The following is a 25,922-nucleotide window of genomic DNA, read 5'->3' as shown; positions in this document are numbered from 1 at the left end:
AAATCATATTATCGGTAGTGATAATAATCTGGAGAACTTCCTTCTATTATCTCTACATTCACTTCCTTTTCTAATAATTCTTTTAATTTTCTCACCATAATGTTTTCTGCATGATGATGAATATCAACCAATAACATATGATGGTCAACTGCATTTTTCGCATGACGATATTTGGTATCTCCAGTTAAATAGGCATCTGCTTTTCCATAGAACTGTGACATAAAATCTGCTCCACTTCCCCCACATATCGCAACCTTACGAACCATATCAGCATGTCCAGCATATTGAAAATGCTTTAAATGATAAGTTGTTTGTACATGGTCAAGAAAATCATCCATTGTCATAGGCTGATTCAAAGTGGCTATACGTGTGATTCCATCTTCACCACGTTCAATATCATGAACCCCTAATGCTTCCATGAGCCATTCATTCATTGCCACATTATCTAAAGCCGTATGTGAGCTATAAACAACGATATGATGTTCAATAGCTTTAAAAATAAATGCGCCCATAAAATCATCCTGATCAATATTCACAATGGGATCTAATAAAAATGGATGATGTGTAATTAACATCTGACATTGATTCCTAATGGCTTCATCAATAGTCTGTAAATCAGCATTTAACGCAATCATTATCTTAGAAACTTCTGTTTCAATCTGACCAATCTGTAATCCACATTTATCCCATTCTTCCTGTAAAGAAAGAGGAAAATGCTTTTCCATAACTGCAATAATCTCTTTAGCCTTCATTGAGCTCACCTTCTATCATTTCAATCATATGTAAAACTTCCTGATAACGAGGATGGTTTTCCTCTAAAGAAGTCAATATATTTTGATAAATATGTAATTGTCTTCTCCATTTTTCATAAAATAAAGTATTTTTCTTTTGTCTTAAATAAGGTCCAAAATAAATATCTTCTTCCTGATAAGAAAGTTGTTTTGATGTTTTCTGACAAACCATAATTTCATAAATATGATGTGCATCTTTCACAATATCTTCATCAATAATTTCTATCTGATGTAAATAAAGATACTCACGTAAAACTTCTAAACCTACATTAGCCTGTAAAAATAATCGTTGATCTTGGATATATTCAGGAAATTCATCTAATATATCCACAATTAACTTACCACCCATACCACAAATACTAATCATATCGACTTGTTGATCTAAAAGTGGATGAATACCACTGCCAAGCAGTGGTATGACTTTATTCTCTAAATGATAACTCCCAATCGTTTCTATAGATGCTTGGATAGGTCCCTTCGCTATATCACAGGCATAAGCCTTTTGAATGACATTTTCATTCACTAAATAACAAGGTAAGTAAGCATGATCAGTTCCTATATCTCCAAGACTTTCTCCATGTTTATATTTGATAATCAAGTCCGCAATGGCTTGTAATCTTTTTGATAGTTTCATATTAACGATCTAAGAAATCCTTTAAACGTTTTGAACGTGATGGATGTTTTAATTTTCTTAAAGCTTTGGCTTCAATCTGACGGATACGTTCACGTGTGACATTAAATTCTTTACCAACTTCTTCAAGTGTTCTCGTACGACCATCATCAAGACCAAAACGTAAACGTAAAACTTTTTCTTCACGATCTGTTAATTCTAATAAAACTTCATTTAATTCATCTTTTAATAATTCATTCGCAGCATAATCATCTGGTGACATTGCCCCTTCATCTTCAATGAAATCTCCTAAATGTGAATCATCTTCTTCACCAATTGGCGTTTCTAATGATACAGGTTCTAAAGATATCTTTTGAATTTCACGTACTTTTTCTGGTGTCATACCATCCATCTTTTCAGAAATTTCTTCTGCTGAAGGTTCACGTCCTAATTCTTGGATCAATTGTCTTTGAACTCTTGTTAATTTATTGATCGTTTCAACCATATGAACTGGAATACGAATTGTTCTAGCCTGATCTGCAATAGCACGTGTAATAGCTTGTCTAATCCACCATGTTGCATATGTAGAAAACTTAAATCCTTTTGTATAATCAAATTTTTCAACAGCTTTGATAAGTCCCATATTTCCTTCTTGAATCAAATCAAGGAATAACATTCCTCTACCAACATATCTTTTTGCGATAGATACAACAAGACGTAAGTTGGCAGCTGCCAATTTCTTTTTAGCTTCTTCATCACCGTCTAATATTCTTTTCGCAAGAGAAATTTCTTCGTCATGACTTAATAATTCAACACGTCCAATTTCTTTTAAATACATTTTCACTGGATCATTAATTTTTACATTGCTTCCAAGCTGATTAGAATCATCTTCTTCCTCATTGCTGTACATATTAACAGTATCTCCTGTTAACATGTCAAAATCGCCACCAAAGTCTAAATCAGCAACATCATTGTCAATATCTGAATCTAAATCATCTAAATTATCCAAATCATCCAATGTTTCTAATGCTTCAAGATCATCCAAATCACTTGCCATACCACTCATTAACTGATCATCATCAATATCATCTAAAGCATCAAATCCATCTTCAATTAAAATATCATTATCCGTAATAAAAGATAATAATTCTTCAGCTGATTCATCATCTAAGTCATACTTTGTTAAAAAGGCATCTAAATCATCTTGAGATAATTTACCACCCATAGCTTCAGCTGTTTCTTTGATTAAATTCTTCAAATCATCCAATGTCACTGGTGTTGCTTTCTTTTTCATATCCTTTTTCATATTACTTTTTATTGACCTCCTAATTTAACAATCTCATTTAAAATCTGTGCCTTTTGTTGAGGATCTAATATATAACGAAATTGTTCTAATAACTGTTCTTTTTTCATTTTCTTTGCATGATTTCCTATGGTTTCTATATAATCATCTATCGCTTTTTCTTCATATTCTTGAGGCAAAGGAGATTGTGCAATCTCTACCACAGTTTGTATCAAATCTTCTTTTTGTATACTATTTATCAAATCTGCAATTTCTAATTGATTATGATGACGATAGTAGTCAATAATATAAGAAGCAATGATACGATATTGATCATTGTACATAAAACCTGCTTTTGCTTCATATTTCAAAGCGACACTTTTATGATTTAACATATAAAATAACAAATCATGTTCAGCTTGCTGATATTTATCCTTTAAATGTGTTATTTTCTTTTGTGGGACTCTTGTTTCCTGATGAAATTGAGGTTTCATCCCATTGATCTGCTGATGAATCAGATCATAAGAAAAACCTGACTGTTTCGATAAAACCTGAATGTAATAATCCTGATCAATAGGATCATGAATTTTAGCAATTTCATAACACATTTTCTCTAAATAATTTTTACGATCATCATAATTTTGAGAATCTATTTTCTGATACTCAAAATTCATTAAAAATTCAATCGGTTTCAATGTCTTTTTAAGGGCTTCCTGTAATCCTTCTTTACCATGTTCTTCATAGATTTCATCAGGATCATGATTATCAGGTAAAACAATAATGGATACCTGAAAACCAGCTTCCTCCAATTCTCTGGCTGCTTTACTCATAGCTGTTTGCCCAGCCTGATCACCATCCAAACACAAATGAACATGATGTGTCAAACGACGTAAAGCCTGAATATGTCCCTTTGTCAGAGCTGTTCCCATAATAGCGACTGTATTCTCAATACCTGCTTTATACATCGCTATGACATCCATAAATCCTTCCAGTAAGTATATAAATCCAGCTTCTTTAACCGCTTCTTTACATTGATGGTAATGATAAAGCGTCTGTCCTTTGATAAAAATATCAGATTCAGGAGAATTGATATACTTGCTGTCAGTTTGTGTTGGTTTATAAATACGTCCACTAAATCCAACAACCTGTCCTTGCTGATTATATAATGGAAACATAATACGATCTTGGAAACGGTCAAAATGCTGATATGATTCTACAATCAGCCCAGACTTGACCATATCTATTTCCTGAAAGCCCAATTTTTCAAATGCCTGATATAAAGTTGACTGCAAAGGTGCATAGCCAATTTGAAATTCTTTAATCAATTCATCAGAAAAATGACGTTTCGTTAAATAAGCTTTTGCTTCCAGTCCCAATTTTGTATTGAGATAGTAACTATAAATTTTCTGTGCTTCTTCGTGCATTTGATAAAGTGAAGCATTTTCTTTAGAAATCGGTGATGAAACGACATCTAAATGATATTCACTTAAATCAATATGACCTATTTCGGCAACTTTTTTAACAGCTTCTATGTATGATATTTTTAAATATTTCTGTAAAAATGTAAAAACATTGCCTCCTGTACCACACACAAAACACATAAAAATTTGCTTATCAGGCGAAACAGACATTGAAGGATGTTTATCATCATGAAAAGGGCATAATGCTATGTAATTTCTTCCTTTCTTTTCCAAAGGAAGATACTCGCCAATCACATCAACAATATCAACGCTCTGCCTGATTTCATTTATCTTTTCCTGTGATAGACGTGCCATATATGCCCTCCTTTATTAAAAACGAATCTTTTTTGTAAGATAATCTACAAGTTCATGAATTGGTAAACGAACCTGCTCCATTGTATCTCGATCTCTTAATGTGACAGACTGATCATTTTCACTGTCAAAGTCAACAGTTATACAATATGGTGTTCCTATTGCATCCTGACGACGATAACGTTTTCCAATCTGTCCAGCAACATCGTATTCCACATTAAATTCCTTAGCTAACAACTGATAAACTTCCATAGCTTTATCACTTTGTTTTTTTGTAAGTGGTAAAATAGCTGCTTTTACAGGTGCCACAGCTGGATGGAAATGCATCACAAGACGTGTTTCTTTTTCCAACTGTTCTTCCTCATAAGCATCAGCTAAAACAGATAAGAATAAACGATCTGCCCCTACTGATGGTTCAATAACATATGGTAAGTATTTTTGATTCGTTTCAGGATCTAAATACTCTAGATTTTTCTTAGAATATTCCTGATGTCTACCTAAGTCATAATCTGTACGATCAGCAATACCCCATAATTCACCCCATCCAAATGGATAAAGATATTCAATATCACTCGTTGCCTTAGAATAGAATGATAATTCTTCTTTTTCATGATCTCTAAATCTTAAATTATCTGCACTTAATCCTAAGTCCAATAAAAATTGCATACATTGATTTTTCCAATAATCAAACCATTCTAAATCTGTATCTGGCTTTGTAAAGAATTCTAATTCCATCTGTTCAAACTCTCTTGTTCTAAAGATAAAATTACCTGGTGTAATTTCATTTCTAAAAGATTTCCCAATCTGACCAATTCCAAATGGAACTTTTTTACGTGATGTTCTTTGAATGTTTTTAAAATTCACAAAAATTCCCTGAGCCGTTTCAGGTCTTAAATAAACAACACTTTTGGCATCTTTGACAACACCCATATATGTTTTAAACATCAATTCAAACTCACGAATATCTGTAAAGTCTTCACTTCCACAGTTTGGACATTGAATATGATGTTCTCTAATAAATTCCATCATTTTTTCTGGTGCCCAACCATCACTATGAATATTTGGATCATAATCTTCAATCAATTTATCAGCACGATGTCTTGTTTTACAATGTTTACAGTCAATCAATGGATCACTGAATCCACCAACATGCCCACTAGCTTCCCAGACACGTGGATTCATAAAAATTGCTGAATCTAATCCAACATTATATGGTGATTCCTGAATAAAACGTTTCCACCATAATTTCTTAATATTATTTTTCATTTCCACACCTAAAGGACCATAATCCCAAGTGTTTGCAAGCCCATCATAAATTTCAGAACCCTGATAAACAAATCCTGAATTTTTTGCATGAGCAATTAATTTATCCATATCTTTGTTTGCCATATTTATACCCCTTTTTATTTATGTTTATACCTATATAAAATAGCAAAGACCTAGCACAAGCCAAGTCTTTTATTTATATATTTACTTCGTATTTATACCCTTATAGTAGTCATTTGTCAACCAACAATGAGTGTACTTTATAAATATGTCCTTTCATTTAGCCATTTCAGTATACTCTTATAAACCAACTTTTTATCTTTTTCAAACAACAAGGCATGTCGTTGCCCTGAAAAGATTTCAAATGTCAGATCCTGAAGCGGTATTTTTTTATATTTTTCAATAAGTTTTTGAATATGAGGACACATAGGATCATTTTCACCAATACCAATATATATTGATAAAAACGAAGGAATACTCATGATTGTTTTTTCAGTATTGACTTCCTGTATCATATGAATAATATCTCGATATCCCTGAACAGTATATGCAAAATGTGACATAGGATCATCCAGAAAACGCTGTCTTTCATCCTCATCACTCGTTAACCAGTCCATATCACTTGTCATGCGAATTCTTTTATTTAAACGATGACGAAGATAGCGAGAATATTGTTGTGCTTTATGAAGTGGTCCCTTCCACATCTTTAATAAACGTAAATAAATACGTTTCAAATAGAAGAAATCAACTTTTGAAGGTGTTCCCAGTAATAAAGCTCCTTCAATAAAGTCACCAAAAACAGTCATATACTTACGTATCAAAATAGAGCCTAAATCAACTCCCAGCATGAAATAAGGTGAATCAGGATACTTTTCACGAATAATCATCTGCAAATGATGCATATCTTCAATCAAATGCATAGGCCCATCATGTTCTCCAAAATATCCCTGTTCAAAATCAATTAAAGAACGTCCATGTCCAGCGAAATCACTCACTACCACCACAAAGCCTTGACTTGCTAGAAAAGAAGCAAAATGTTCATAACGTCCAGCATGTTCTCCTAAACCATGATGAATCTGCACAATGCCTTTTACACGAATCACAACTTGAGGCTCATAAACATGATAACGAATATTGATATGCATGGATGATGTAAAGAAAGCAGTACGTTTCATATCATGACCCCCTTCGTAGTGGACGTTTTTGACCTTTTGGTTTAATTAAACATTTCTTTTGAAAACCAATTAAATCTGTTCTTTTTGCTAATGTTAAAGCTTCATAGACAAGATGATAATTTTGTGGACGACGATATTGCATCAAAGCACGTTGCATTGCTTTCTCTTTTGGTGTTTTCGCAACATAAACAGGTGTCAAATCTCGTGGATCTAACTCTGTATAATACATAGCTGTTGATAAAGTTCCAGGAGTTGGATAAAAATCCTGAACCTGTTCTGGCTGATGATGGATATCTCTTAAATATTCAGCCAATTCAATAGCACTGTTTAAATCACTACCTGGATGCGATGACATCAAATAAGGAACAAGATACTGATTTTTGTTCATCTCTTTATTGAGTCGTTTATACTTATCCACAAACTTTTCATACAGTTCACGATGAGGTTTCCCCATTTTATCGAGAACCTGATTACTGATATGCTCAGGAGCAACCTTTAATTGACCACTGATATGATGTTGAATCAGTTCTTTAAAAAATGTATCATCCTGATCATACATTAAATAATCATAGCGAATACCCGAACGAACAAAGACTTTTTTAACACCTTCTAAACTTCTTAGTTTTTTAAGCAAAGCCAAATAATCACTATGATCGACTCTTAATTGACGACATGGTTTTGGCCATAAACACTGTCTGGTCGGACAGGCTCCATGTGTCGTTTGTTTTTCACAGCTAGGAAATCTAAAATTCGCTGTTGGTCCTCCAACATCATGAATATAACCCTTAAAATCTGGATCCTGGATAATTTTCTTAGCTTCTTCAACTAACGACTCATGAGAACGTGATTGAATGATACGTCCCTGATGAAAGTTTAAAGCACAGAAATTACAGGCCCCAAAACAGCCACGATTACTGATAAGTGAAAAACGCACTTCTTCAATCGCTGGAATATAATCATAGCTTGGATGATACGTTCTTTGATAAGGCAAAGCATATGTATCATCAAACTCCATCTGCGTTAATGGGCGATTAGGGCGATTTTGTACGACATAAAATCCCTCGTATGGTTCAACCAATGTTTTGGCATTATAATGATCAGTATTACGATATTGAATACCAAATGATTTGGCATATTCTTTTTTATCATGAGTCATATCAAAAAACGATGGTAACATGATATGATCATCTGGAATCATAGATAAATCCTTTGTTTTAAAAACTGTTCCATCTAAATAAGTCAAATCATGCACGTCAAGTCCAGCATCCAATGCTTCAGCAATCTCAATAATGCTGTTTTCTCCCATTCCATACATCAATAAATCTGCATTCGCATCAATTAAAATAGATTTTCTGACTTTATCATCCCAATAATCATAATGAGCCAAACGTCTTAGACTGGCTTCAATACCACCAATCAAAATGGTTGCATCATGATAAGCTTCACGCACTTTTTGACTATAAACAATCACTGCACGATCAGGTCGATGACCCATTTCTCCATTATTAGAATAACTGTCTTTTTTTCGTCTTTTCTTGGATACACTATAATGATTCACCATTGAATCAATATTACCACTAGAAATCAAAAAGCCAAGACGTGGTTTGCCAAAACGCTGAAAATCATCCAAACGACGCCAATCTGGTTGTGCTAAAAAACACACTTTAAAACCACGACTTTCTAAAGTACGTGTAATAATCGCTGCACCAAATGATGGATGATCAACATAGGCATCTCCACTAATATAGACAAAATCAGGCTGTTGCCATCCTCTTTCTAACATTTCTTCTTTTGTTGTTGGTAAAAATTGTCCCATAACATTTCCCCTTTATATGCTCATATTATACACTAATTTGTTTTGAAGAAAAATAAAATTGTGTAGAATTTCTACACAATTTGATGAATAAAACGTGATGTTTTCAACTGAATTCCCGTATATTCTTCAATCAACGATTCCATTAAAGGCACTAATACCTGAATGGCTGATGAAGAAATATGTAAATGATCAATAGCGGTTATGGGAATCTTATGAATATGTCGAAAAGCTTTTAAAATATCCTGAGAATAGGGCTGATGATGTCCTATGTGTTTTGAACATAAAAATCCTCCATCTTCCAATGAAATAGAAACAACTTGAGGTGAACCACACAAAACACAGCCATCAACATCCAAAGATACCCCATTATGTTCTAAAATAAAGACATTAAAAAGCAGATAAACAAGCAATGGTGGATATCCCAAATCCAAAGCATGTAAAGCTTCATATAACATTCTATATTCTTTTTCTAAAGGTTGATTATCTTCAATATAGCGATAGAAATATTCTAGAATATACTGTCCAACAATCTCACTTTCCAAATTTTCTTCAATGTGCCTAAAATAATCAAGTGGTGTAGCCTTAATCAATGTACTCATTCCTTTTTTTAAGGCAATCGTCAATTCACTTAACATCATTTCTTGACACCCACGGGCATTCTTGCTTGTCATTTTACGAATTCCACGTGCCATCACACTCATTTTCCCATATTCATGACTATAAATATGTAAAATCATATCATTTTCTTTATACGGTGTTTTCTTTAAAATAACAGCTTCAACAACTTCCTCATGAATAGTCATTTTCATCATAACCAAACTCTCTTAAATACTTTTGTTTATTACGCCAATTCTTTTCTACTTTCACAAAAAGTTCTAATGTAACTGGAGTTTGTAAAAAACGTTTCATTTCACGTCTGGCATTTTGTTTAATCTTTTTAATCATACTTCCCTGTTTACCAATAATAATAGCTTTTTGACTTGGACGATCCACAACAATCGCCGCCATGACATGAACACCATCTTCATCTTCAGTCATACTTTCAATCACAATCGCAACACTATGAGGCACTTCTTCATGAGTAAAATATAAAATCTTTTCACGAATAAATTCTGCCATAATAAAACGTTCTGGATGATCAGTAATATGATCTTTAGGATAATACATAACCCCTTCTTTTAAATCACTTTTGATTGTATCCATGAGATGTTCAACATTATCCCCATTTAAAGCACTAATAGGAATAATTTCTTTAAAATCAAACATTTCTTTCCATTCATTTAACTTTTGAATTAATTCATCTTTTGACAACAAATCAATCTTATTTAAAAGAAGATAAACAGGTCCATCTGCTTCCTTTAAACGACTGACAATAAAACGATCTCCTCGACCAATCTTTTCATTCGCTGGCGCAAGCAATAAGACAATATCCACACCATAAATGCTATTTAAAGCATTGGTATTCATAAAAGATCCTAAACCATCCTGTGGTTTATGAATCCCTGGTGTATCCATAAAAATAATCTGCGCTTCATCATCTGTATAAATACCTTGAATCGTATTACGTGTCGTTTGTGCGGTTGATGATGTAATCGCTAATTTTGTTTTTAAAATATGATTCAATAATGTTGATTTTCCAACATTAGGGCGTCCAACAATACTTACAAATCCTGATTTAAATGTCATAAACTCTCTCCTGTAAATGCACGAGGTAATAACTCCTGCATATTTGTGACTTCATAATAATCTTTACTTCCTAAAATAATAGGTGTAAGGGGATCTAACAATTCAGCCAAAACCTGACGGCAGGCTCCACATGGTGAAATAAGTGGTGAACAGTCACCAACAATGGCTAGTGCTGCAATATCATCCTGGCGATAGCCTTGACAATAAGCCTGAAACACAGCATTACGTTCAGCACACATTGTTGAACCATAAGCCGCATTTTCAATATTTGTGCCATAAATTTTTTGTCCATTTTTCAACAATAAACAGGCCCCCACACGAAAATGAGAATAAGGAACATATGCATTTTGCGAAGCTTTGAATGCTTCATCAACAAGTTCTTGATAATCCATATTCTAACCTCTTTCTATTCCTAACTGATTTAAAATATCTTTTTGTAAAGCTAACATTTCTTTTTCATCATCTTCATTCATATGGTCATAACCAAGCAAATGTAAAAGTCCATGTGTCATTAAAAAGCACATTTCACGTTTTAATGAATGTCCATATTCCTGTGCCTGCTGACAGGCATGTTCATATGAAATGAATATATCCCCTAAGCTTCTTGGCATACCGGCCACATAATATTGTTCATTATCTTCTAATGCAAAACTGATCACATCTGTTGCACGATCAATATGACGATAATCACGATTCATCTGATGAATCTGTTCATCATCAACAATCACACATGATAATTCTACATCATCATCAATCTGCAATGTCTGTAATGTTGTTTCAATAATTTTTCGAAAAACAGCTTCATAATCTTCCTGACATAAATGCTTTTCATCTTCATATACAAAATCAATATTCATCTTCTCACCCTTTATTTCTTTATTTTTCCTTTTTCAATTATAACACATTCCATATTCTTGTTCACTATCTTTGTTTGATGGTTAATCATAATATAAATTTTTCCTTCATCATTTTTCATCAGATAACGTAAAATTTTATTTGCTAAACGTGTATCCATATGTGAAAAGGCCTCATCTAAAATCAGCACATCCCAGTCACGACACAAGATGCGAATCAATGCAACAACCTGTCTTTGTCCAAGGGATAGTGGATATCCATTTTCTGACAAGACAATATGCATCATATCATTTAAACTCTCCTGTCCAAATGTTTTTAAATAGAATTGTATTTTCTTTTCATCCTGACATAGAAAATTATCTTGAAGTGTCATATGTAAAAATGTTGGCGTTTCATTTAAATATCCAATATGTTCATATAAAGAAGCCAAATCAATCTGCCTCAATTCTAAATCATTGATATAAATATCACCCTGATATGCTAAGTCTTCTGCTAATAATAACTTTAAAAGGGTTGTTTTTCCACTACCTGTAATACCTTTAATCCACAGATGATGTTGGATATTTAAATCAATATGTTCTAAAACTGGTAACTGATAACCATAAGCATAAGTGACATCATCATAACGAATAGTTGTAATCGGTTGATCAAGAGTACATTTTGATTCCTCTAAATCAACTTCAAAATTCTTATACTTATCATAAATCAAACTGACCTGTTTATACTGACTGGCTAAAGCAACCATATTTAAAACAGGCTGAATGCAATAAGAAACCAGCATATAAAACATGATCAACTGTCCCATTGTAATATGTTGAAGATGAAAAAGATAAAATCCTACCAATAAAACAATACCATAACATAAAACAATCAAATATTGAATTAAAGACTGAAATTGATTTAAAAATAAGGCTTGTCTTTCTTTTAATAAAGCTTCATCTAAATACACATGATAACTTCTTTCACGTTGTCTTTGAAACAAATGAAAATAGCGAATTAAAGAATGATTATCGATCAATTCTAACACATGATGTCTAAAAAGATAATGTGCTTCTAAATAATTTTTATTTATGCTTTGAAAATCTTTTAATCGAAAATAACTGATGACACATATGACTATAAAAGTCACTGCTACAATCAAGGCTAACCAGATATTCAATAAACACATACCCACAAATAAAACAACAAAGAATAAACCATCTAAAAAGAATTTCTCAAAACACTCCAGACTCATTTCTGTCAAATCAAAAAGACTTAATAATTGACTTTGAATCACACCATGATCCTGATAAAAAAATGAATGTGACTGTTTCAACATATTCATAAGTGACTGAAAAACATAATCTTCATCCATAGCCTTTTGGAGATGAATCATTTCTTTCATTTTTAATTGTGTCATATATGTACGTATGCATTCTAAGGTTGTATAAGCCATCGCTAATATGGCCATATAGAAAAAGGCAGTTTTCAAATGAATATAATCAATCAGAATCTGAAAAAAATAACTGCTGCCATAACCAATAACCGCAATCCATAGACCTTTCCATATCAAAGATATCATATAACGCTGATAAGCAAAAAAGGTATCTTTTAAAAATTGTCTATAACTTTTATAATGAAGCTGAGGAACACGTCCCACATGTTTAATCACAATGACTCTTTGCCCATAATGTTCATTCATCTCTTCTATGTACATTTTGACTAATCCTTTTGCTGGATCACCAATGATATACTCTTCATCTTTAATCTCATATAACACAACAAAATGTCCTATTCCATCATAAATCATATATAAAATACATGGACACTTTACTTCCCTAACAACATCTTCTAAAGTAGCTTCATAGGCTTTGGCTTCAATCTGATAACTTTTTAAACATTCAATCATACCTCTTATAGAGATTCCATTTTGATTTAATCTGGCTTTTTTCTTTATATTTTTGATTTCATCATAAAAATGATAATATTTTAAAATCATATCAATACAATAAGCTCCACACGACTTTTCTTCATCTTGTAATTCAATTGGATATTTATGCATAGAAAAACCCCCTTACTTCTATATACGCAAAAAGTAAGGGGTTTTTCTTTTTTTTATGATCATTTTTTTAAAATTTTTTTCAATTTCTCAATAAATTCATCAACATGTTGTGGAGTGATAATCAGTGGCGGTAACATACGAATCACATTGCTGCCAGCTGTTACAACAATAACACCGTCATTTAACAATGCTTTCACAACACTTTTCGCTTCTTGATTCAATACTAATCCTTGCATCAAACCAAGTCCACGACGTTCTATCACGCAATCAAACTGATCAACAACTTCATCTAAACGTTGAATGAGATACTGCGAAACTTCCTGAACATGTGGTAGAATCTGATCTTTTTCTAAGATGTCAAAAACTGTTTTGACTGCCCTACAAGCAAATGGATTACCACCATATGTACTTCCATGATCTCCTGGTTCCATAGCTTGTGCCCATTTTTTATTAGCCACAAAAGCACCAACTGGAATTCCACAGCCAATTCCTTTTGCAAGACACACGATATCAGGTAAAATATCATATTGGAAATAAGTCATGATTGTTCCTGTTCGTCCCATACCACATTGAACTTCATCTAAAATCAGACAAATATCATGTTCATTACATAAAGCTCTTAATTCTTGCATGAAGGTTTTATCACAAGGATAAACACCACCTTCACCTTGAACAGGTTCCACAATAATAGCTGCAGTACGTTCATTAATGAGACTTTTGACACTTTCGATATCATTTAATGTGGCATAACAGACACCATCAATGAGTGGTCCAAAGGCTTTTTGATAAGCTGGATTCCCTGTTAATTTGACAGAACCTGTTGAACGTCCATGAAAAGAATGATGAAATGATATAATCTCACTATCTGCTTTACCATGTTTTAAATAATAATATTTTCTAGCCAGTTTTAAAGCGCCTTCTGTCGCTTCTGTTCCTGAATTACAGAAAAAGACGGCTTCTAACTGTGTTGCTTTTTTGACAGCTTCAGCTGCCTCTATAGCAATTGGTGTATAAAAATAATTTGATACATGTGTTAATGTTGCCATCTGTTTTTGCATAGCTTCAACATAGGCAGGATAATGATATCCTAATGAATTGACCCCAATACCTGCATAAAAATCTAAATATCGACGTCCATTTGTATCATATAAATAAACACCTTCACCTTTTTCTAAAACAACATCATAACGACCATAAGCTTTTAAAAAAGCATTTTCCCCTCTTGTATACCAATCTTCCACAATTTATACCCCCTTTATATTTCTAGCCAATTTCTCATATAAATCAACTGCCGTTTCTAAAACTTCTTCATGAAAATTAAACGTTTCCGTATGTAATCCACTTTGATATTCCTGACATTTTGTACCTACAAAAAAGAATACCCCAGGAATTGCTTTTTGATAAAAAGCAAAGTCTTCAGCTAACATCAATGGTTCATCCAATTCAATATATGTCGATGGATCCACACATGCTTTCAATTGCTGATACAATGATTGATGATTCATCACTGGTGGATACATAGGTGGACAACTCCATTCAATCTGACAGTTATAACTTTTCATTAAACCATCATGAATAGCTTGTATCTCCTGTGCCATTTTATGAAAAAGAGATTCATCATAACAGCGTAATGTTCCATGCATACAAGTTTGTGTAGCGACACTATTACGTGCTGTTCCACCATGTATTTCCCCAATATTGAAAATAACTGGTGAAAACGGTGAAATATGTCTGGAAATCATTGTCTGATATTGCATATAGGCATGGTTAGCAATCATGATACTGTCAATACCTTCCTGCGGTAATCCTGCATGTGCTCCTTGTCCATGAATGGTCACATCCATTTCACCACACATAGCCATTAACGGTCCACTTTTACAGGCAATTTTGCCTTCCTCAATCATTGGCATTAAATGCATTCCAAAAATAGCTTTCACATGATATTTTTCTAAGACACCCGATTCTACAACCAGACGTGCTGCGCCTGGTGATTCTTCAGCAGGCTGAAACAACAAAAGAATATTATAGTTCAATGGTTCTTTGATTTCTTTTAAACGTTTCGCAAAACCTAATAAGGCACTCATATGTCCATCATGACCACAGGCATGCATACAGCCTGGATGTTTTGAAACATAATCCACCTGATTTTTTTCATGAATAGGCAAACCATCAATATCACTACGAAAAGCCAAAGTTGACTGACAACCATAATCAATATAAACAAGCGTTCCTGTTTCGATAATACTTTCCCAATGATATCCCATCTGTTCTAATTCATGACGTAAATACTCTGCCGTCTGATATTCTTTTAAACCTAATTCGGGAATCTGATGTAAATCTCTTCTCCAGCGTTTGACATCTTCCATAATCTCACCTTAAATTTTTCTTAAATCATCCATTAACTGTGTCTTTTCTTTTGTTTCATCTGTTTTTTCTTCTTTAATGATACGTGCTGGATTTCCTGCAACAACAGCTCCAGCTGGCACATCATTCAAGACAATACTTCCAGCTCCAACAACAGCACCTTTACCAATACGAACACCTTCTACAACAACTGCATTCGCACCAATTAAAACATCATCTTCCAAAACAACGGGTTTGGCACTAGGTGGTTCAATAACTCCTGCTAAGACTGCTCCAGCTCCAACATGGCAGTGTTTTCCAACTTCAGCACGACCACCTAAGACAGCTCCCATGTCAATCATTGAACCTTCACCAATTTTAGCACCAATATTAATGACAGCCCCCATCATAATCACGGCATTATCTTCAATTGTCACATTTTCACGAATAAATGCTCCAGGTTCAATACGTGCATTAATATTTCGCATATCTAACATAGGTATAGCACTATTACGACGATCTTGTTCTAAATACGTTTCTGTAATTTGATCTTGATGAGCTTCTAAATATTTTTGAACATTATCCAAATCACCAATCAAAACACGACTTGTTTCTGTTCCAAATACTTTGATAGAGTCATCTGTTGGTAAATCATGTCCATTAACATAAACCTTTACAGGTGTCTGTTTCTTTGCATCTCTAATATATTGAATAATTTCTTGTGCTGTACTATACATTCTTAAAATCCTCCTCATTCATTATTCCTTCAAAAACTGTTCTGGCTGGTCCTTCCATGAAAATATGTCCGTCCTGATATTGAATATTTAAAATACCACCTAAAAGTTCCACATCAACCTGTGAGTCACATAATCCATTGACATAGCTGGCATACATGACGGCACAGGCTCCTGTTCCACAGGCCATTGTTTCTCCTGATCCTCTTTCCCAGACACGCATCTTTAAATGCTGGCGATCAATCACCTGAACAAACTCAGTATTGACTGATTCAGGAAACATTTCATTTTTTTCAAAATATGGACCTATCTTTTCAATTTCAAAATCAAGCTGATCAACATATGTTACAACATGGGGATTCCCCATAGAAACAGCTGTACAACGATAAATATGATGATTGATGTTTAAGGGTTCATCAACCATTTGTTCCTTATTAAAAAGACAAGGTATATCCTGCGTATTCAAAGACGGTTGACCCATGTCTACTTTGACTGACTGCACTGTTCCATTTTCAACATGTAACCAGACTCTTTTGACCCCAGCCAATGTTTCAATTTCCAAATAAGTTTGATCTGTTAAATGATGATCATAAACGAATTTAGCAAAACAGCGAATCCCATTCCCACACATCTTTCCTTCACTACCATCACGATTAAACATACGCATGAAAAAATCATATTTTTGTGAAGGTAAAATCACAATCATACCATCACTACCAATACCAAAATGACGATCACTGATGCGGGTAATAAACTCAGGGGTCATATCCACTTTTTGATGGATTCCATCTACATAAATATAATCATTTCCTAGTCCTTCCATCTTTGTAAATTTTAGCATTTTTTCACCTCTATCTTTTTGAAATATATTAACATTTTTTTGATATAATGAAAAGTCTTTTGAAATATTTGCATATATTAAAAATAAGGTGAGTCTATGAAATATATGTTTAAAAAAATCAATCAAACGATTTCTATTTTATTAATTGTTTTATTACTCATGATTATCTATTATCATAGTGTATATTAAAAATAACGGCTTAGCCGTTATTTTCATCTGTATGATCTTGTGGTTGTTTTTGATCCTGTTCTATTATCTGTTCTTGTTGAATTGTTTCTGTTTGCGTATCTGGCGTAGACTCTACAGATTCATCTAATTGAGAATCTATATTGTCTTCTATCAATGTTTGTTTTGTTTTCTTTTTATTTTTTAAAACAAACACAACAATTCCAATAATAACTAATGCCCCAATTCCAATAAAAATAAATGTCATATCCATACCAGCTGATTTTGGTGATGAAATTACGATTTCATTTGTTGCATGAGACTGGCTTACTAATTCTAAAAGATCAATTTTTACATTTTGTCCATCAACAGTTCCTACATTAGATGTTGCTTTCCCTGGCATTTTGACATTAATAACCATTTCTAAACCTAATGCTTTCATCTTATCTACAGAGTAATCTGCTGATTGTAATAATTGAGAATCCATTTGTTGACTGAGATCTTCCATTGGTAATTTAAGAACTATACAATCCTTACCATCAATGGTTTCTTCAGTAATGTTCACTCCCATTTCATCTGCTGTTGAAGCTAACCCTTCCATACGTACACCAACCCAATTTGATGCATTGATTGTTTCTTCAATTGATATCACTTTGACATTTTTTGTTTCTTCTGAAGATAACATCTGTTCTTTCATTTGTTCAACAAATTCTTCTTTTGTCATTTGTGAAGCTGTCAAAGCACTTTCTTCCATCAAAAAGTCCATAGATGTATTGACACTTTTATCAGCATTGACTTCAAGATTGATTGTCATTTTCATACATCCTGTTAATAAGAAAACAGCTAATAACAACGACAACGTTTTTAATAGTTTTTTCATAGATATTCTCCTTCCCTATTTACATTGTAACATAATCCAACAAAATATGGGATTTTTTATCATGACATTTTCAAATTCATTTTTATATGTTTCCAAAATGAATCAATTCAATAGGATGCTCTTGTATAAATCCCATAACTCTTGGATCCATTAATGTTGCCAATTCTTTTGCCCTTTGGATATTATAACTGCTTAATTCTAATAAAGTTTGATCAACATAAGCTGGATGCAAAGCAAATTCAACACTTTCTCTTTGTTCTTTTAAACTTTGATTCAATAATTCCAGTAACATTTCTACAGTCCCATGATCATAAAAATCTGGAATATGGCATGGTGCATAACGAATACCATTTTGTGCTAAAATAGCTTCTATTTCCTGTGTTTGAGCACGCATTGGTAAATTGTATTTTTGAGCCAGTTTCATAGCTGCCTTTAATTGTTTAGGTGTTGTACAAACATGAAAATCAATATGATCAGGATGTAAACCCGTTGCTAAAAACTTATCCATTTGAGCCTGATATTCCAAATCAAGTTCACTTTGATCACTCTTTTCAATGATTTGTGGATCACGATAAAAATGATCATTTTCATCAGTTAATGTCTTTAATCCTTTCACAATTGAATATTGCGCTGTTGTAACGAGGTGAATCCCCACATGTAATAAATCAGGATATTGTTTCATCAACGAAACTGCATGATCAAAACCAGGCATATTGACCATTAAACTTGTTGAAGTCAAAATTCCCTGTTGAAATCCTTCTAAAATAGCTCAATTAACACCTTTTGAAAAACCAAAATCATCTGCATTCATAATTACTTTCATTATAAGTCCCTCCATCTTTTATATATATTTTATCACAACATAAAGATAATCACTATCCGCTTATATCATATCACACGTGATTTTGACAGAATGATACAAAAATGATTTTTGATATATGACTTATATATGTTATAATGTTCACCAACACATGAGTAAAGGAGAATATAAATGCGATTATCTGAATTTTTAAGATTAGCAATTCCTTCAGTTGGAGTAGCCTGCTTTATTGTAGGTATTCTGGCTATTGTTTATTTGGCTTACATCTTCAAATCAAAAAAATATCAACAAACACCGCTAGATATCAAAAAACTTATTTATAGAGGATTATTGATAGGCTATATTTTAGTTGTCATAATAGCAACGCTAGGTCGTCCAAGCTATTCTTTTGATATGAAAGCCAGCACTGAATTATTTAGCTCATATAGACTCGCTATAAATCATTTTGATATGCGTGAATGGCGTAATATCATTTTAAATATATGTATGTTTATACCTTTAGGATTCTTATTACCGCTTGTATCTTCAAAAATGAAGCATTGGTGGGTGACTTACATAGTTGGAATCCTTTTGACGCTGTGTATTGAACTTACACAATTGTTAACCAATCGTGGTATATTTGAAATAGATGATATTTTGAATAATGCTTTAGGATGTATGATAGGTTTTGGACTCTATTCTCTAGGACGTTACATCTATCAAAAATATAAAAAGCATCAAATAAATATGATACATACATTTATGGCTCAAATACCTCTCCTATTAACAATCATTGCTTTCTCTACTATATTTATTTCCTATTCCAAACAGGAATTAGGTAATCTGCAACAAAACTATTATAAAACTGTTGATATGTCACATATTGAAGTGACTAGTCTTGTTCCATTATCTGATGAGCCATCTTTGCAAGATGTCTATAAAACCAAACAGTATACACAAGATGAATGTTATGATATCATTCAACCTTTTTTCAACAAGTATGGATTAACTATTGATGATACTCAAACAGATATCTATGATGAAACTATTTATTTCTATTCTCAAAACAGAGAAATCCTAGCCAATATTGATTATAGTGGTGGAACTTTCCATCTTTGGTATACCAATGAATCAGATACACCACAAGACAATTTAACTGAACAAGAAGTTAAAGACATTATTCAAAAAGAAGGCATCCAGATTCCTCAACAAGCCACTTTTACATCATTAGATGATGGACAGTACATATTTGAAGTTCAGGATATCGTTGATCATCAATACCTCAATGGCTCTATTTCTTGTCAAATCAACGCAAATAAAACACTTATCTCTTTAGGTTATGATTTAAAAACCTATGATTCTTATAAACAATTTCCAATCATTTCTCAACAACAGGCTTTTGAACTTATAAAAGATGGAAAATTCAATCAGGATTGGATGATGAGTTTGGATCAGGAAATCATTATCCATTCTGCGAACCTCGTCTATGTTGAAGATTCTAAAGGTTTCTATCAGCCAGTCTATTTATTTGGAATAGAAAACGATCAAATCATCTATATTCCTGCTATTCAATCATAAAGTAAAAAAATGATGAATTCTTCATTGAGATATGATCCCTATAAAAGAAGACATCATTTATATATCACGATTACATATTTCAAACTATTTAACAAACTCTCATTTCTTATATAACTATCAAATTTTTAACGAGATTCTCACTTATAACACTTCTTATTTTCATACTCAAATAAAATAATTTTGAAAAAATAAAAAAATAACTTTACAAATGCTTTAAAATCTTATATACTTGTATTTGCCTGATTGAGGTATACAAGATTTGGCGGTCGTGGCGAAGTGGTTAACGCACCGGATTGTGGCTCCGGCATTTCGTGGGTTCGATTCCCATCGACCGCCCCAGAGTATGCGGGTGTAGTTCAATGGTAGAACTTCAGCCTTCCAAGCTGACTACGTGGGTTCGATTCCCATCACCCGCTCCATATGTAAAGTTAAACTCCTTATGAAAATAGGGAGTTTTTTATATTCTTTTTATTCATCATCATAAGCTCTTACATTATTCAACGGAAAAATCATTAGTAACAGGTTGATTATCAATAATATTTTCTTTTTCATTTTCGATTCTTTCCTTTTCTATCACTGTTTTTAGTATTTCAACGTATTTTATGAATTCGTTTCTTCCATAGTCTGTCAAATGATATGTTGTTAATGGTTTATCATTGTAAATTCTTTTGTGTTTTAAAATGAACTGACTTTGAATGAGCTTATTAAGATGTGTTGCCATATTGCCATCACTACAATTACATATCTCTTTTAATTGTCTATATGAAAGATCACTTTTATACAAACTAGCAATAATCTGTAAACGTATATTTGACTCAAATGCTTTAGATTGTTCAGATATGTTGTTCATTGTTCTCACCTCCCATATATAGCACAACAAATAAATTCGATAGAATGCAAGCTATTAGATATGTTTTGATAATGTCTATTAATGAAAACAATGTCTGTGTAAACAAAGAAATATTCGTCAATGTAGGGAAATATATTGAGTATAAAAAGCTAAATATTAAATATACAATATTTATTCCTATGATCCAAAGAATATATCTCTGTCTTATATAGTAATGTATGTAAAATAACATGATAATGTTGATAATCATAGACATTGGAAAAGTCAAGTAAAAGGTAAAAAGGAAATCAGCATTTATATAAGTCATTATGCAGCTCATAATTTGTTCTGAAGAAATAAGCAAAGGAAATATGAACCAAGTTTTTAAAAATCTCCTTTCCTGTAATGAAATTACTTTGTTGATTGATTTCCATAATAGAATTAAAAGAATACAATTGAAACCAATTTGACATGAGTTCTTTATTGGATAATAAAAAGAAAAATTGTAGAGCTGATAATATATATTGATATTATCAATGATAAAACAAAATACTGAATATAGAGATAATCCCATTATCCAAAAAGCAAAGACTTTTTGGATAATGACATGATATTTTTTTATTCAAGAGATAATCTACATCATCCTGTACCTGTGATATTAATGATAATTTTTCAGATGCTTTCATAAAAATAATTCTCCTTTGTTCTTATAAAATCTTAAGGCATTATTAAGATTTTTTATGAAACATTTACTGTAATAAGTATAGCATAAATTTGTAAAAAAAGAACTTATCAAAAAATATAATCATCATATTAAAAGAACTTTTAAATTAAAAGTATATATGATAAACTAAATATAGAAAGTCATACATTTAATTGTTATCACTATAATATTTTAATGGTTTAGATATATGTATAATATTTAATATATATTATTTTGTATTATTATGACAGTTAGTCTATTTAGAATTGACTTTTATTAGTTAGTTATAAAAGAAGGTGATTCCAATGTATAAATGTATGACCATAAAAGTAAATGAGTTAAATATATAACACAATATTTTATAATTACCCATATTATAATCTCTGTTTTGTATTTTATGAATAATCATAAATTTTAGAGTGTAGTCAATATTATAAAATAAATTTACAAGAAGTTACAATATATATTATCGAATATAATAAAATATAGCAAAATCTTTATATTTACATTTATAATTACATTTTTAACTTTCATTTCATCAAATCATATCGTTAATGCCTTAACACCTAAAATATCAAAAACATGCAGCCCATTATGTAATAAGCTCTTCTGTCAAATATGGAAAGAAAAACTTTAAACTTCAATATACTAAAAATGGAAGTACAAATTGGACTACTTCTATTAAAAATGGTATGAAACAATGGAATGACGAAGGTGCAAGCATCAGTTTAGAGACTTCTACTTATAAAATAGAAAGTAAAGCTTATGATACTGCTTCATGGGCCGGAAACACTACAAAATACACAATATATTTAAACGATTCAGCAGTTAAAAATGATACACAGAGATCAGAAGTAGTTGCTCATGAATTAGGACATACATTAGGGTTAGGACATGTAAATTGGCAAAGTGAATTGATGCGTTCAACTGGTTTAAAAGGTTCAGCTAGTCTATATGCTGGAGACATTACTGGTTATCATAAAATATGGTAGGAGGAGATTGTATGAAAACAGTACTAAAAAAATGGAAAGTTTTAATCGTTTGTCTTACAGCTATTATATTTGTTTTTATAATATTTATATTTTATTCCCATAATAAGCAAGTAACTGTTGTAAAACATATCCCTGATAATTCTACTGCAAAAATAGTAGGAGATTATTTAGACGAAGATGATCTTATTAAAGCACCTTATATTCTTGAAGGTACAGTAACTGATATCAGTCCATCTTTTGAATATGGAGGCATTCCATTTGTTAAAATAACATTTCATATTAATGATATATTATACTCTCAATCCGAATTAAAAGATAGCATTACAATTTTAAGAGAACAAGAAATGTTTACACCTCTTGAGAAAAATCAACAATATATACTCTATCTCTATGATTATGAAGGACCTATCGCTTCTCAAGTAAAAATGATTTGTGGTGGAAATTTGGGAGCATATGAAATTGTGAAAGAAGAAGTGACTAATGCAAGTCAGTCAATAGAAGAATATAAACAAGAGGTGAAAAAAGCTCTAAAATAATAGACTCTTTTGTACAAAATCGTTATTTTTAAATTATTATTAAAGTATAGATTCATTAGCGTAAAATCATAATTATTTTTATTGAATAATATATAAGAATACTTTGAGGAGGTAAAAGTGTGAAAATAAAGAAAATGATACCAATAATTCTATTGGTGGTATTCACTATAGTGATTATTTTTGTTAGCTTTATGAAAAAAAATAAAGAAATTAATGAAACACTTTCAATTGGAACCGAGTATGGAGTCCAAGTAAATGATAAACAGCTTTATACTTTTACTATCAATAATATATCAAAAGTACAGACATATTCTGATTGCGAAATCGTTATCATAGATTTCACTTATAAAAACAATAATATTGAAGATAATTTTATAATTAATCAAAAGAATTTCGATGTGGTTGATGATTCAAATCAACAAATTGAATATATTGATTGTTCATTGATTCATAATAAGCCTAGAATAATAAAGAAAAATCAAACATATTCAGCTCAATTAGCATATTCTATTCATAAAAATACAAAGGAACTTTTTTTAAAATTCCATACACAATATACAAATGACACTGCGTTATTTCAGCTTCCAGTATATAGATGATAAAAGTCAATATTATAATTGGATTTCAAAAACATAATACGAGTGGGATATTTATTATAGCCACAATTATAATCAATGTTGTTGATCAATAATATGGCTTTTTCATTTTACGCTTACGATTATAATGCAGATACAAAGAAGGAAACATTTGTAAAATGGATTACCTATAAAGTTAAACCCGTCAATAGAAGTACATGCTGGTATATTTCCTGTGATATAAAGCAAGAATGGTAATGGTTTGATAATAACTGTTATAGTACAAGGACATAACTATAATACTAGAGTTACAAATCCTGTATATAAGTTTATTAAAAATGTATGATAATAACTCTATCATAGTTTAATGTGAGTATTTCACTAAAAAGATGACACCGTTTCACTCATTTGATGACGTCATCACACTAGTGTGATGATAAAATAGTCATTATAGATTTGACCATAGTGGCATCTTTTTATTAATCCTTTTTTGTATTCTCATTGATTTGTCACCATTTATATGAATAGTATATGAAGACGTTACTATTCTATCAAGTATGGCATCTGCTATTGATTATTCTGCTCAAGTTGACCAATTATTCCGATATTCCTAATTAACCAATATTGTTCCTAATATTCTGATTATTCTGACCAGTTATTCCGATGAATCTGATCAATAATGAAATTCTGATTTTACAGTAAGGTTATAGTTAAATCTATTTTATATAAAAATAAAACTGAAAGATTTATTTAAATCCTCCCGTTAAATTATAGGATCTATCTTATCAATTCAATCAACTTTACAAATAGACTTTATTATTTAGTGCTTACAAAGAAAAACAAAAATAAAAGAAAAATCGTCATCACACAGGTGTGATGACGACATCAAACAAGTAATACTATTCGATTTTTAAAGTGAAATATTCATTAATGGGCATAAATGATATTCCCACCAAAATAACACCAAAAATATAAAAAGTATACCTCAGTGTATATGACGGGTGGCGAGAGCCACTCTGTTCGCTATATGAGAGCCACCACCAAACCGCTAGTTAGAGCCACATCGTCCGATAAGAGAGCCAGTCCATACAGACTGGCTTCTTAGCTATTTGAGTTTTGAATATTCTTCTCTCATGGAAGTACCTTCCAGTAATATTTTATAAGAACTATTGATGATTCGATCTAATATTGCATCGGCTATCGGTCCACCACCAAGTTTTTGATACCATCCTTCAGGTGTCCATTGGCTGCAAAGTATCGTTGATTTTTTATTACATCTCAATTCCATGATTTCTAGAATGCTGTTGACTTCTGTTTCATTTACTGATGATAATAAAAATTCATCGATGATAAGTAGATCAAGTTTTCCCAACTGCTTCATCATCTTGCGATATGTTCCTTGAATTCTGGCTGTTTCTAAATCCATAAGCAGTTCTGGCAAACGAATATATTTTACACGTTTTCTTGAACGACATGCATGGACACCTAATGCATTTGAAATCCAGGTCTTCCCATAATGTAAAGCTTTACATTATGGGAATTATGTAAAGTTAGAAATAATGTAAAGTAAGTTCTAATAAGCACGTTTTTATACCGTTTCTTATTGATTTACTTTACATTATTTTTTTATGTTCGGATAATATTTCTGTAGAT

25 protein-coding genes and 2 tRNA genes are annotated in these 25,922 nt (G+C 31.9%); 6 read left to right on the top strand and 21 right to left on the bottom strand.

What is annotated here, in order from left to right; all coding sequences use genetic code 11:
* Positions 1 to 8 precede the first annotated feature (8 nt).
* The 18 genes from B5G32_RS03625 to B5G32_RS03540 all read right to left on the bottom strand — a co-directional run bounded on the left by B5G32_RS03625 (position 9) and on the right by B5G32_RS03540 (position 19,023).
* Complete coding sequence (locus B5G32_RS03625) at positions 9 to 752, bottom strand: Nif3-like dinuclear metal center hexameric protein (RefSeq protein ID WP_087935873.1); 744 nt, start codon at positions 750 to 752, stop codon at positions 9 to 11.
* Positions 742 to 1,425: a tRNA (adenine(22)-N(1))-methyltransferase gene (locus tag B5G32_RS03620; RefSeq protein ID WP_087244585.1), complete on the bottom strand. Its 684-nt coding sequence runs from the start codon at positions 1,423 to 1,425 to the stop codon at positions 742 to 744. Before B5G32_RS03620 ends, B5G32_RS03625 begins: the two co-directional genes overlap by 11 nt.
* Position 1,426: 1 nt before the next feature.
* Positions 1,427 to 2,707 carry an RNA polymerase sigma factor RpoD gene (rpoD, locus tag B5G32_RS03615; protein ID WP_087244586.1) on the bottom strand — a complete coding sequence of 427 codons (1,281 nt, stop codon included), beginning with the start codon at positions 2,705 to 2,707 and terminating at the stop codon, positions 1,427 to 1,429.
* 8 nt (positions 2,708 to 2,715) lie between these two features.
* Positions 2,716 to 4,458, bottom strand: coding sequence for a DNA primase (gene dnaG, locus B5G32_RS03610; RefSeq protein ID WP_087935872.1), 1,743 nt, complete (start codon positions 4,456 to 4,458; stop codon positions 2,716 to 2,718).
* A 15-nt stretch (positions 4,459 to 4,473) separates the two neighbouring features.
* Positions 4,474 to 5,844: a glycine--tRNA ligase gene (locus B5G32_RS03605; RefSeq protein WP_087296740.1), complete on the bottom strand. Its 1,371-nt coding sequence runs from the start codon at positions 5,842 to 5,844 to the stop codon at positions 4,474 to 4,476.
* A gap of 137 nt (positions 5,845 to 5,981) precedes the next feature.
* Entirely contained in the window at positions 5,982 to 6,896 is a 915-nt protein-coding gene (locus tag B5G32_RS03600; protein WP_087244589.1) for an alpha/beta fold hydrolase, read from the bottom strand.
* Position 6,897: 1 nt separating this feature from the next.
* Positions 6,898 to 8,712 (bottom strand): YgiQ family radical SAM protein, encoded by a 1,815-nt coding sequence (locus B5G32_RS03595; RefSeq protein ID WP_087244590.1) that lies wholly within the window; start codon positions 8,710 to 8,712, stop codon positions 6,898 to 6,900.
* 71 nt (positions 8,713 to 8,783) lie between these two features.
* Complete coding sequence (recO, locus tag B5G32_RS03590; RefSeq protein ID WP_239386183.1) at positions 8,784 to 9,524, bottom strand: DNA repair protein RecO; 741 nt, start codon at positions 9,522 to 9,524, stop codon at positions 8,784 to 8,786.
* Complete coding sequence (era, locus tag B5G32_RS03585) at positions 9,502 to 10,398, bottom strand: GTPase Era (RefSeq protein WP_087935871.1); 897 nt, start codon at positions 10,396 to 10,398, stop codon at positions 9,502 to 9,504. Before era ends, recO begins: the two co-directional genes overlap by 23 nt.
* Positions 10,395 to 10,790 carry a cytidine deaminase gene (gene cdd, locus B5G32_RS03580; protein ID WP_087244592.1) on the bottom strand — a complete coding sequence of 132 codons (396 nt, stop codon included), beginning with the start codon at positions 10,788 to 10,790 and terminating at the stop codon, positions 10,395 to 10,397. The genes era and cdd overlap by 4 nt, the downstream gene beginning before the upstream one ends.
* Positions 10,791 to 10,793: 3 nt before the next feature.
* Positions 10,794 to 11,255, bottom strand: a complete 462-nt coding sequence (gene ybeY, locus B5G32_RS03575) for an rRNA maturation RNase YbeY (protein WP_087244593.1) — start codon at positions 11,253 to 11,255, stop codon at positions 10,794 to 10,796.
* Between the two features lie 11 nt (positions 11,256 to 11,266).
* Positions 11,267 to 13,294 carry a cysteine peptidase family C39 domain-containing protein gene (locus B5G32_RS03570; protein ID WP_087935870.1) on the bottom strand — a complete coding sequence of 676 codons (2,028 nt, stop codon included), beginning with the start codon at positions 13,292 to 13,294 and terminating at the stop codon, positions 11,267 to 11,269.
* A gap of 59 nt (positions 13,295 to 13,353) precedes the next feature.
* On the bottom strand, positions 13,354 to 14,535 hold the full coding sequence (locus B5G32_RS03565) for an aspartate aminotransferase family protein (protein WP_087935869.1): 1,182 nt from the start codon (positions 14,533 to 14,535) through the stop codon (positions 13,354 to 13,356).
* Positions 14,536 to 14,538: 3 nt separating this feature from the next.
* Entirely contained in the window at positions 14,539 to 15,660 is a 1,122-nt protein-coding gene (locus B5G32_RS03560; RefSeq protein WP_087935868.1) for a M20 metallopeptidase family protein, read from the bottom strand.
* A gap of 9 nt (positions 15,661 to 15,669) precedes the next feature.
* Positions 15,670 to 16,374: a 2,3,4,5-tetrahydropyridine-2,6-dicarboxylate N-acetyltransferase gene (gene dapD / locus B5G32_RS03555; protein WP_087296734.1), complete on the bottom strand. Its 705-nt coding sequence runs from the start codon at positions 16,372 to 16,374 to the stop codon at positions 15,670 to 15,672.
* A complete protein-coding gene (gene dapF, locus B5G32_RS03550) occupies positions 16,367 to 17,212 on the bottom strand; it encodes a diaminopimelate epimerase (RefSeq protein WP_087244598.1) in 846 nt (281 codons plus the stop codon). Before dapF ends, dapD begins: the two co-directional genes overlap by 8 nt.
* A 199-nt stretch (positions 17,213 to 17,411) precedes the next feature.
* The gene (locus B5G32_RS03545; protein ID WP_087935867.1) at positions 17,412 to 18,257 is read right to left on the bottom strand and encodes a hypothetical protein; all 846 of its coding nucleotides are present in this window, start codon (positions 18,255 to 18,257) and stop codon (positions 17,412 to 17,414) included.
* Between the two features lie 82 nt (positions 18,258 to 18,339).
* Positions 18,340 to 19,023 (bottom strand): ChbG/HpnK family deacetylase, encoded by a 684-nt coding sequence (locus tag B5G32_RS03540; RefSeq protein WP_255374738.1) that lies wholly within the window; start codon positions 19,021 to 19,023, stop codon positions 18,340 to 18,342.
* 225 nt (positions 19,024 to 19,248) lie between these two features.
* Here B5G32_RS03540 and B5G32_RS03535 point away from each other — a divergent pair, with 225 nt between their 5' ends.
* From B5G32_RS03535 to B5G32_RS03525, 3 genes are all read left to right on the top strand, one after another.
* Positions 19,249 to 20,634 carry a VanZ family protein gene (locus B5G32_RS03535; protein WP_087935865.1) on the top strand — a complete coding sequence of 462 codons (1,386 nt, stop codon included), beginning with the start codon at positions 19,249 to 19,251 and terminating at the stop codon, positions 20,632 to 20,634.
* Between the two features lie 262 nt (positions 20,635 to 20,896).
* A tRNA-His gene (locus tag B5G32_RS03530) sits at positions 20,897 to 20,973 on the top strand.
* A gap of 6 nt (positions 20,974 to 20,979) precedes the next feature.
* Positions 20,980 to 21,053 (top strand) — tRNA-Gly (locus B5G32_RS03525).
* A 74-nt stretch (positions 21,054 to 21,127) separates the two neighbouring features.
* On the opposite strand, the gene B5G32_RS03520 is transcribed toward B5G32_RS03525, so the two are convergent.
* Together B5G32_RS03520 and B5G32_RS13775 are read right to left on the bottom strand one after the other, a co-directional pair.
* Positions 21,128 to 21,484: a transcriptional regulator gene (locus tag B5G32_RS03520; RefSeq protein WP_087244604.1), complete on the bottom strand. Its 357-nt coding sequence runs from the start codon at positions 21,482 to 21,484 to the stop codon at positions 21,128 to 21,130.
* A gap of 512 nt (positions 21,485 to 21,996) precedes the next feature.
* On the bottom strand, positions 21,997 to 22,149 hold the full coding sequence (locus B5G32_RS13775) for a hypothetical protein (protein ID WP_158093963.1): 153 nt from the start codon (positions 22,147 to 22,149) through the stop codon (positions 21,997 to 21,999).
* 709 nt (positions 22,150 to 22,858) lie between these two features.
* Here B5G32_RS13775 and B5G32_RS03515 point away from each other — a divergent pair.
* The 3 genes from B5G32_RS03515 (at position 22,859) to B5G32_RS03505 (ending at position 24,293) form a co-directional block, all read left to right on the top strand.
* Positions 22,859 to 23,158, top strand: a complete 300-nt coding sequence (locus tag B5G32_RS03515; RefSeq protein WP_087244606.1) for a matrixin family metalloprotease — start codon at positions 22,859 to 22,861, stop codon at positions 23,156 to 23,158.
* An 11-nt stretch (positions 23,159 to 23,169) separates the two neighbouring features.
* Positions 23,170 to 23,694 carry a hypothetical protein gene (locus B5G32_RS03510; protein ID WP_087244607.1) on the top strand — a complete coding sequence of 175 codons (525 nt, stop codon included), beginning with the start codon at positions 23,170 to 23,172 and terminating at the stop codon, positions 23,692 to 23,694.
* A 119-nt stretch (positions 23,695 to 23,813) separates the two neighbouring features.
* Complete coding sequence (locus tag B5G32_RS03505; protein ID WP_087244608.1) at positions 23,814 to 24,293, top strand: hypothetical protein; 480 nt, start codon at positions 23,814 to 23,816, stop codon at positions 24,291 to 24,293.
* Positions 24,294 to 25,374: 1,081 nt separating this feature from the next.
* On the opposite strand, the gene B5G32_RS03500 is transcribed toward B5G32_RS03505, so the two are convergent.
* Positions 25,375 to 25,770, bottom strand: coding sequence for an ATP-binding protein (locus tag B5G32_RS03500; RefSeq protein WP_087245704.1), 396 nt, complete (start codon positions 25,768 to 25,770; stop codon positions 25,375 to 25,377).
* Positions 25,771 to 25,922: the final 152 nt, after the last annotated feature.

Source organism: Massilimicrobiota sp. An80 (assembly GCF_002159255.1).
In the GTDB taxonomy this organism is placed as follows: Bacteria; Bacillota_I; Bacilli_A; order Erysipelotrichales; family Coprobacillaceae; genus Allocoprobacillus; species Allocoprobacillus merdigallinarum.
The sequence above is the reverse complement of the archived record's forward strand: the minus strand, read 5'-3'. Positions and strand labels throughout refer to the sequence as shown.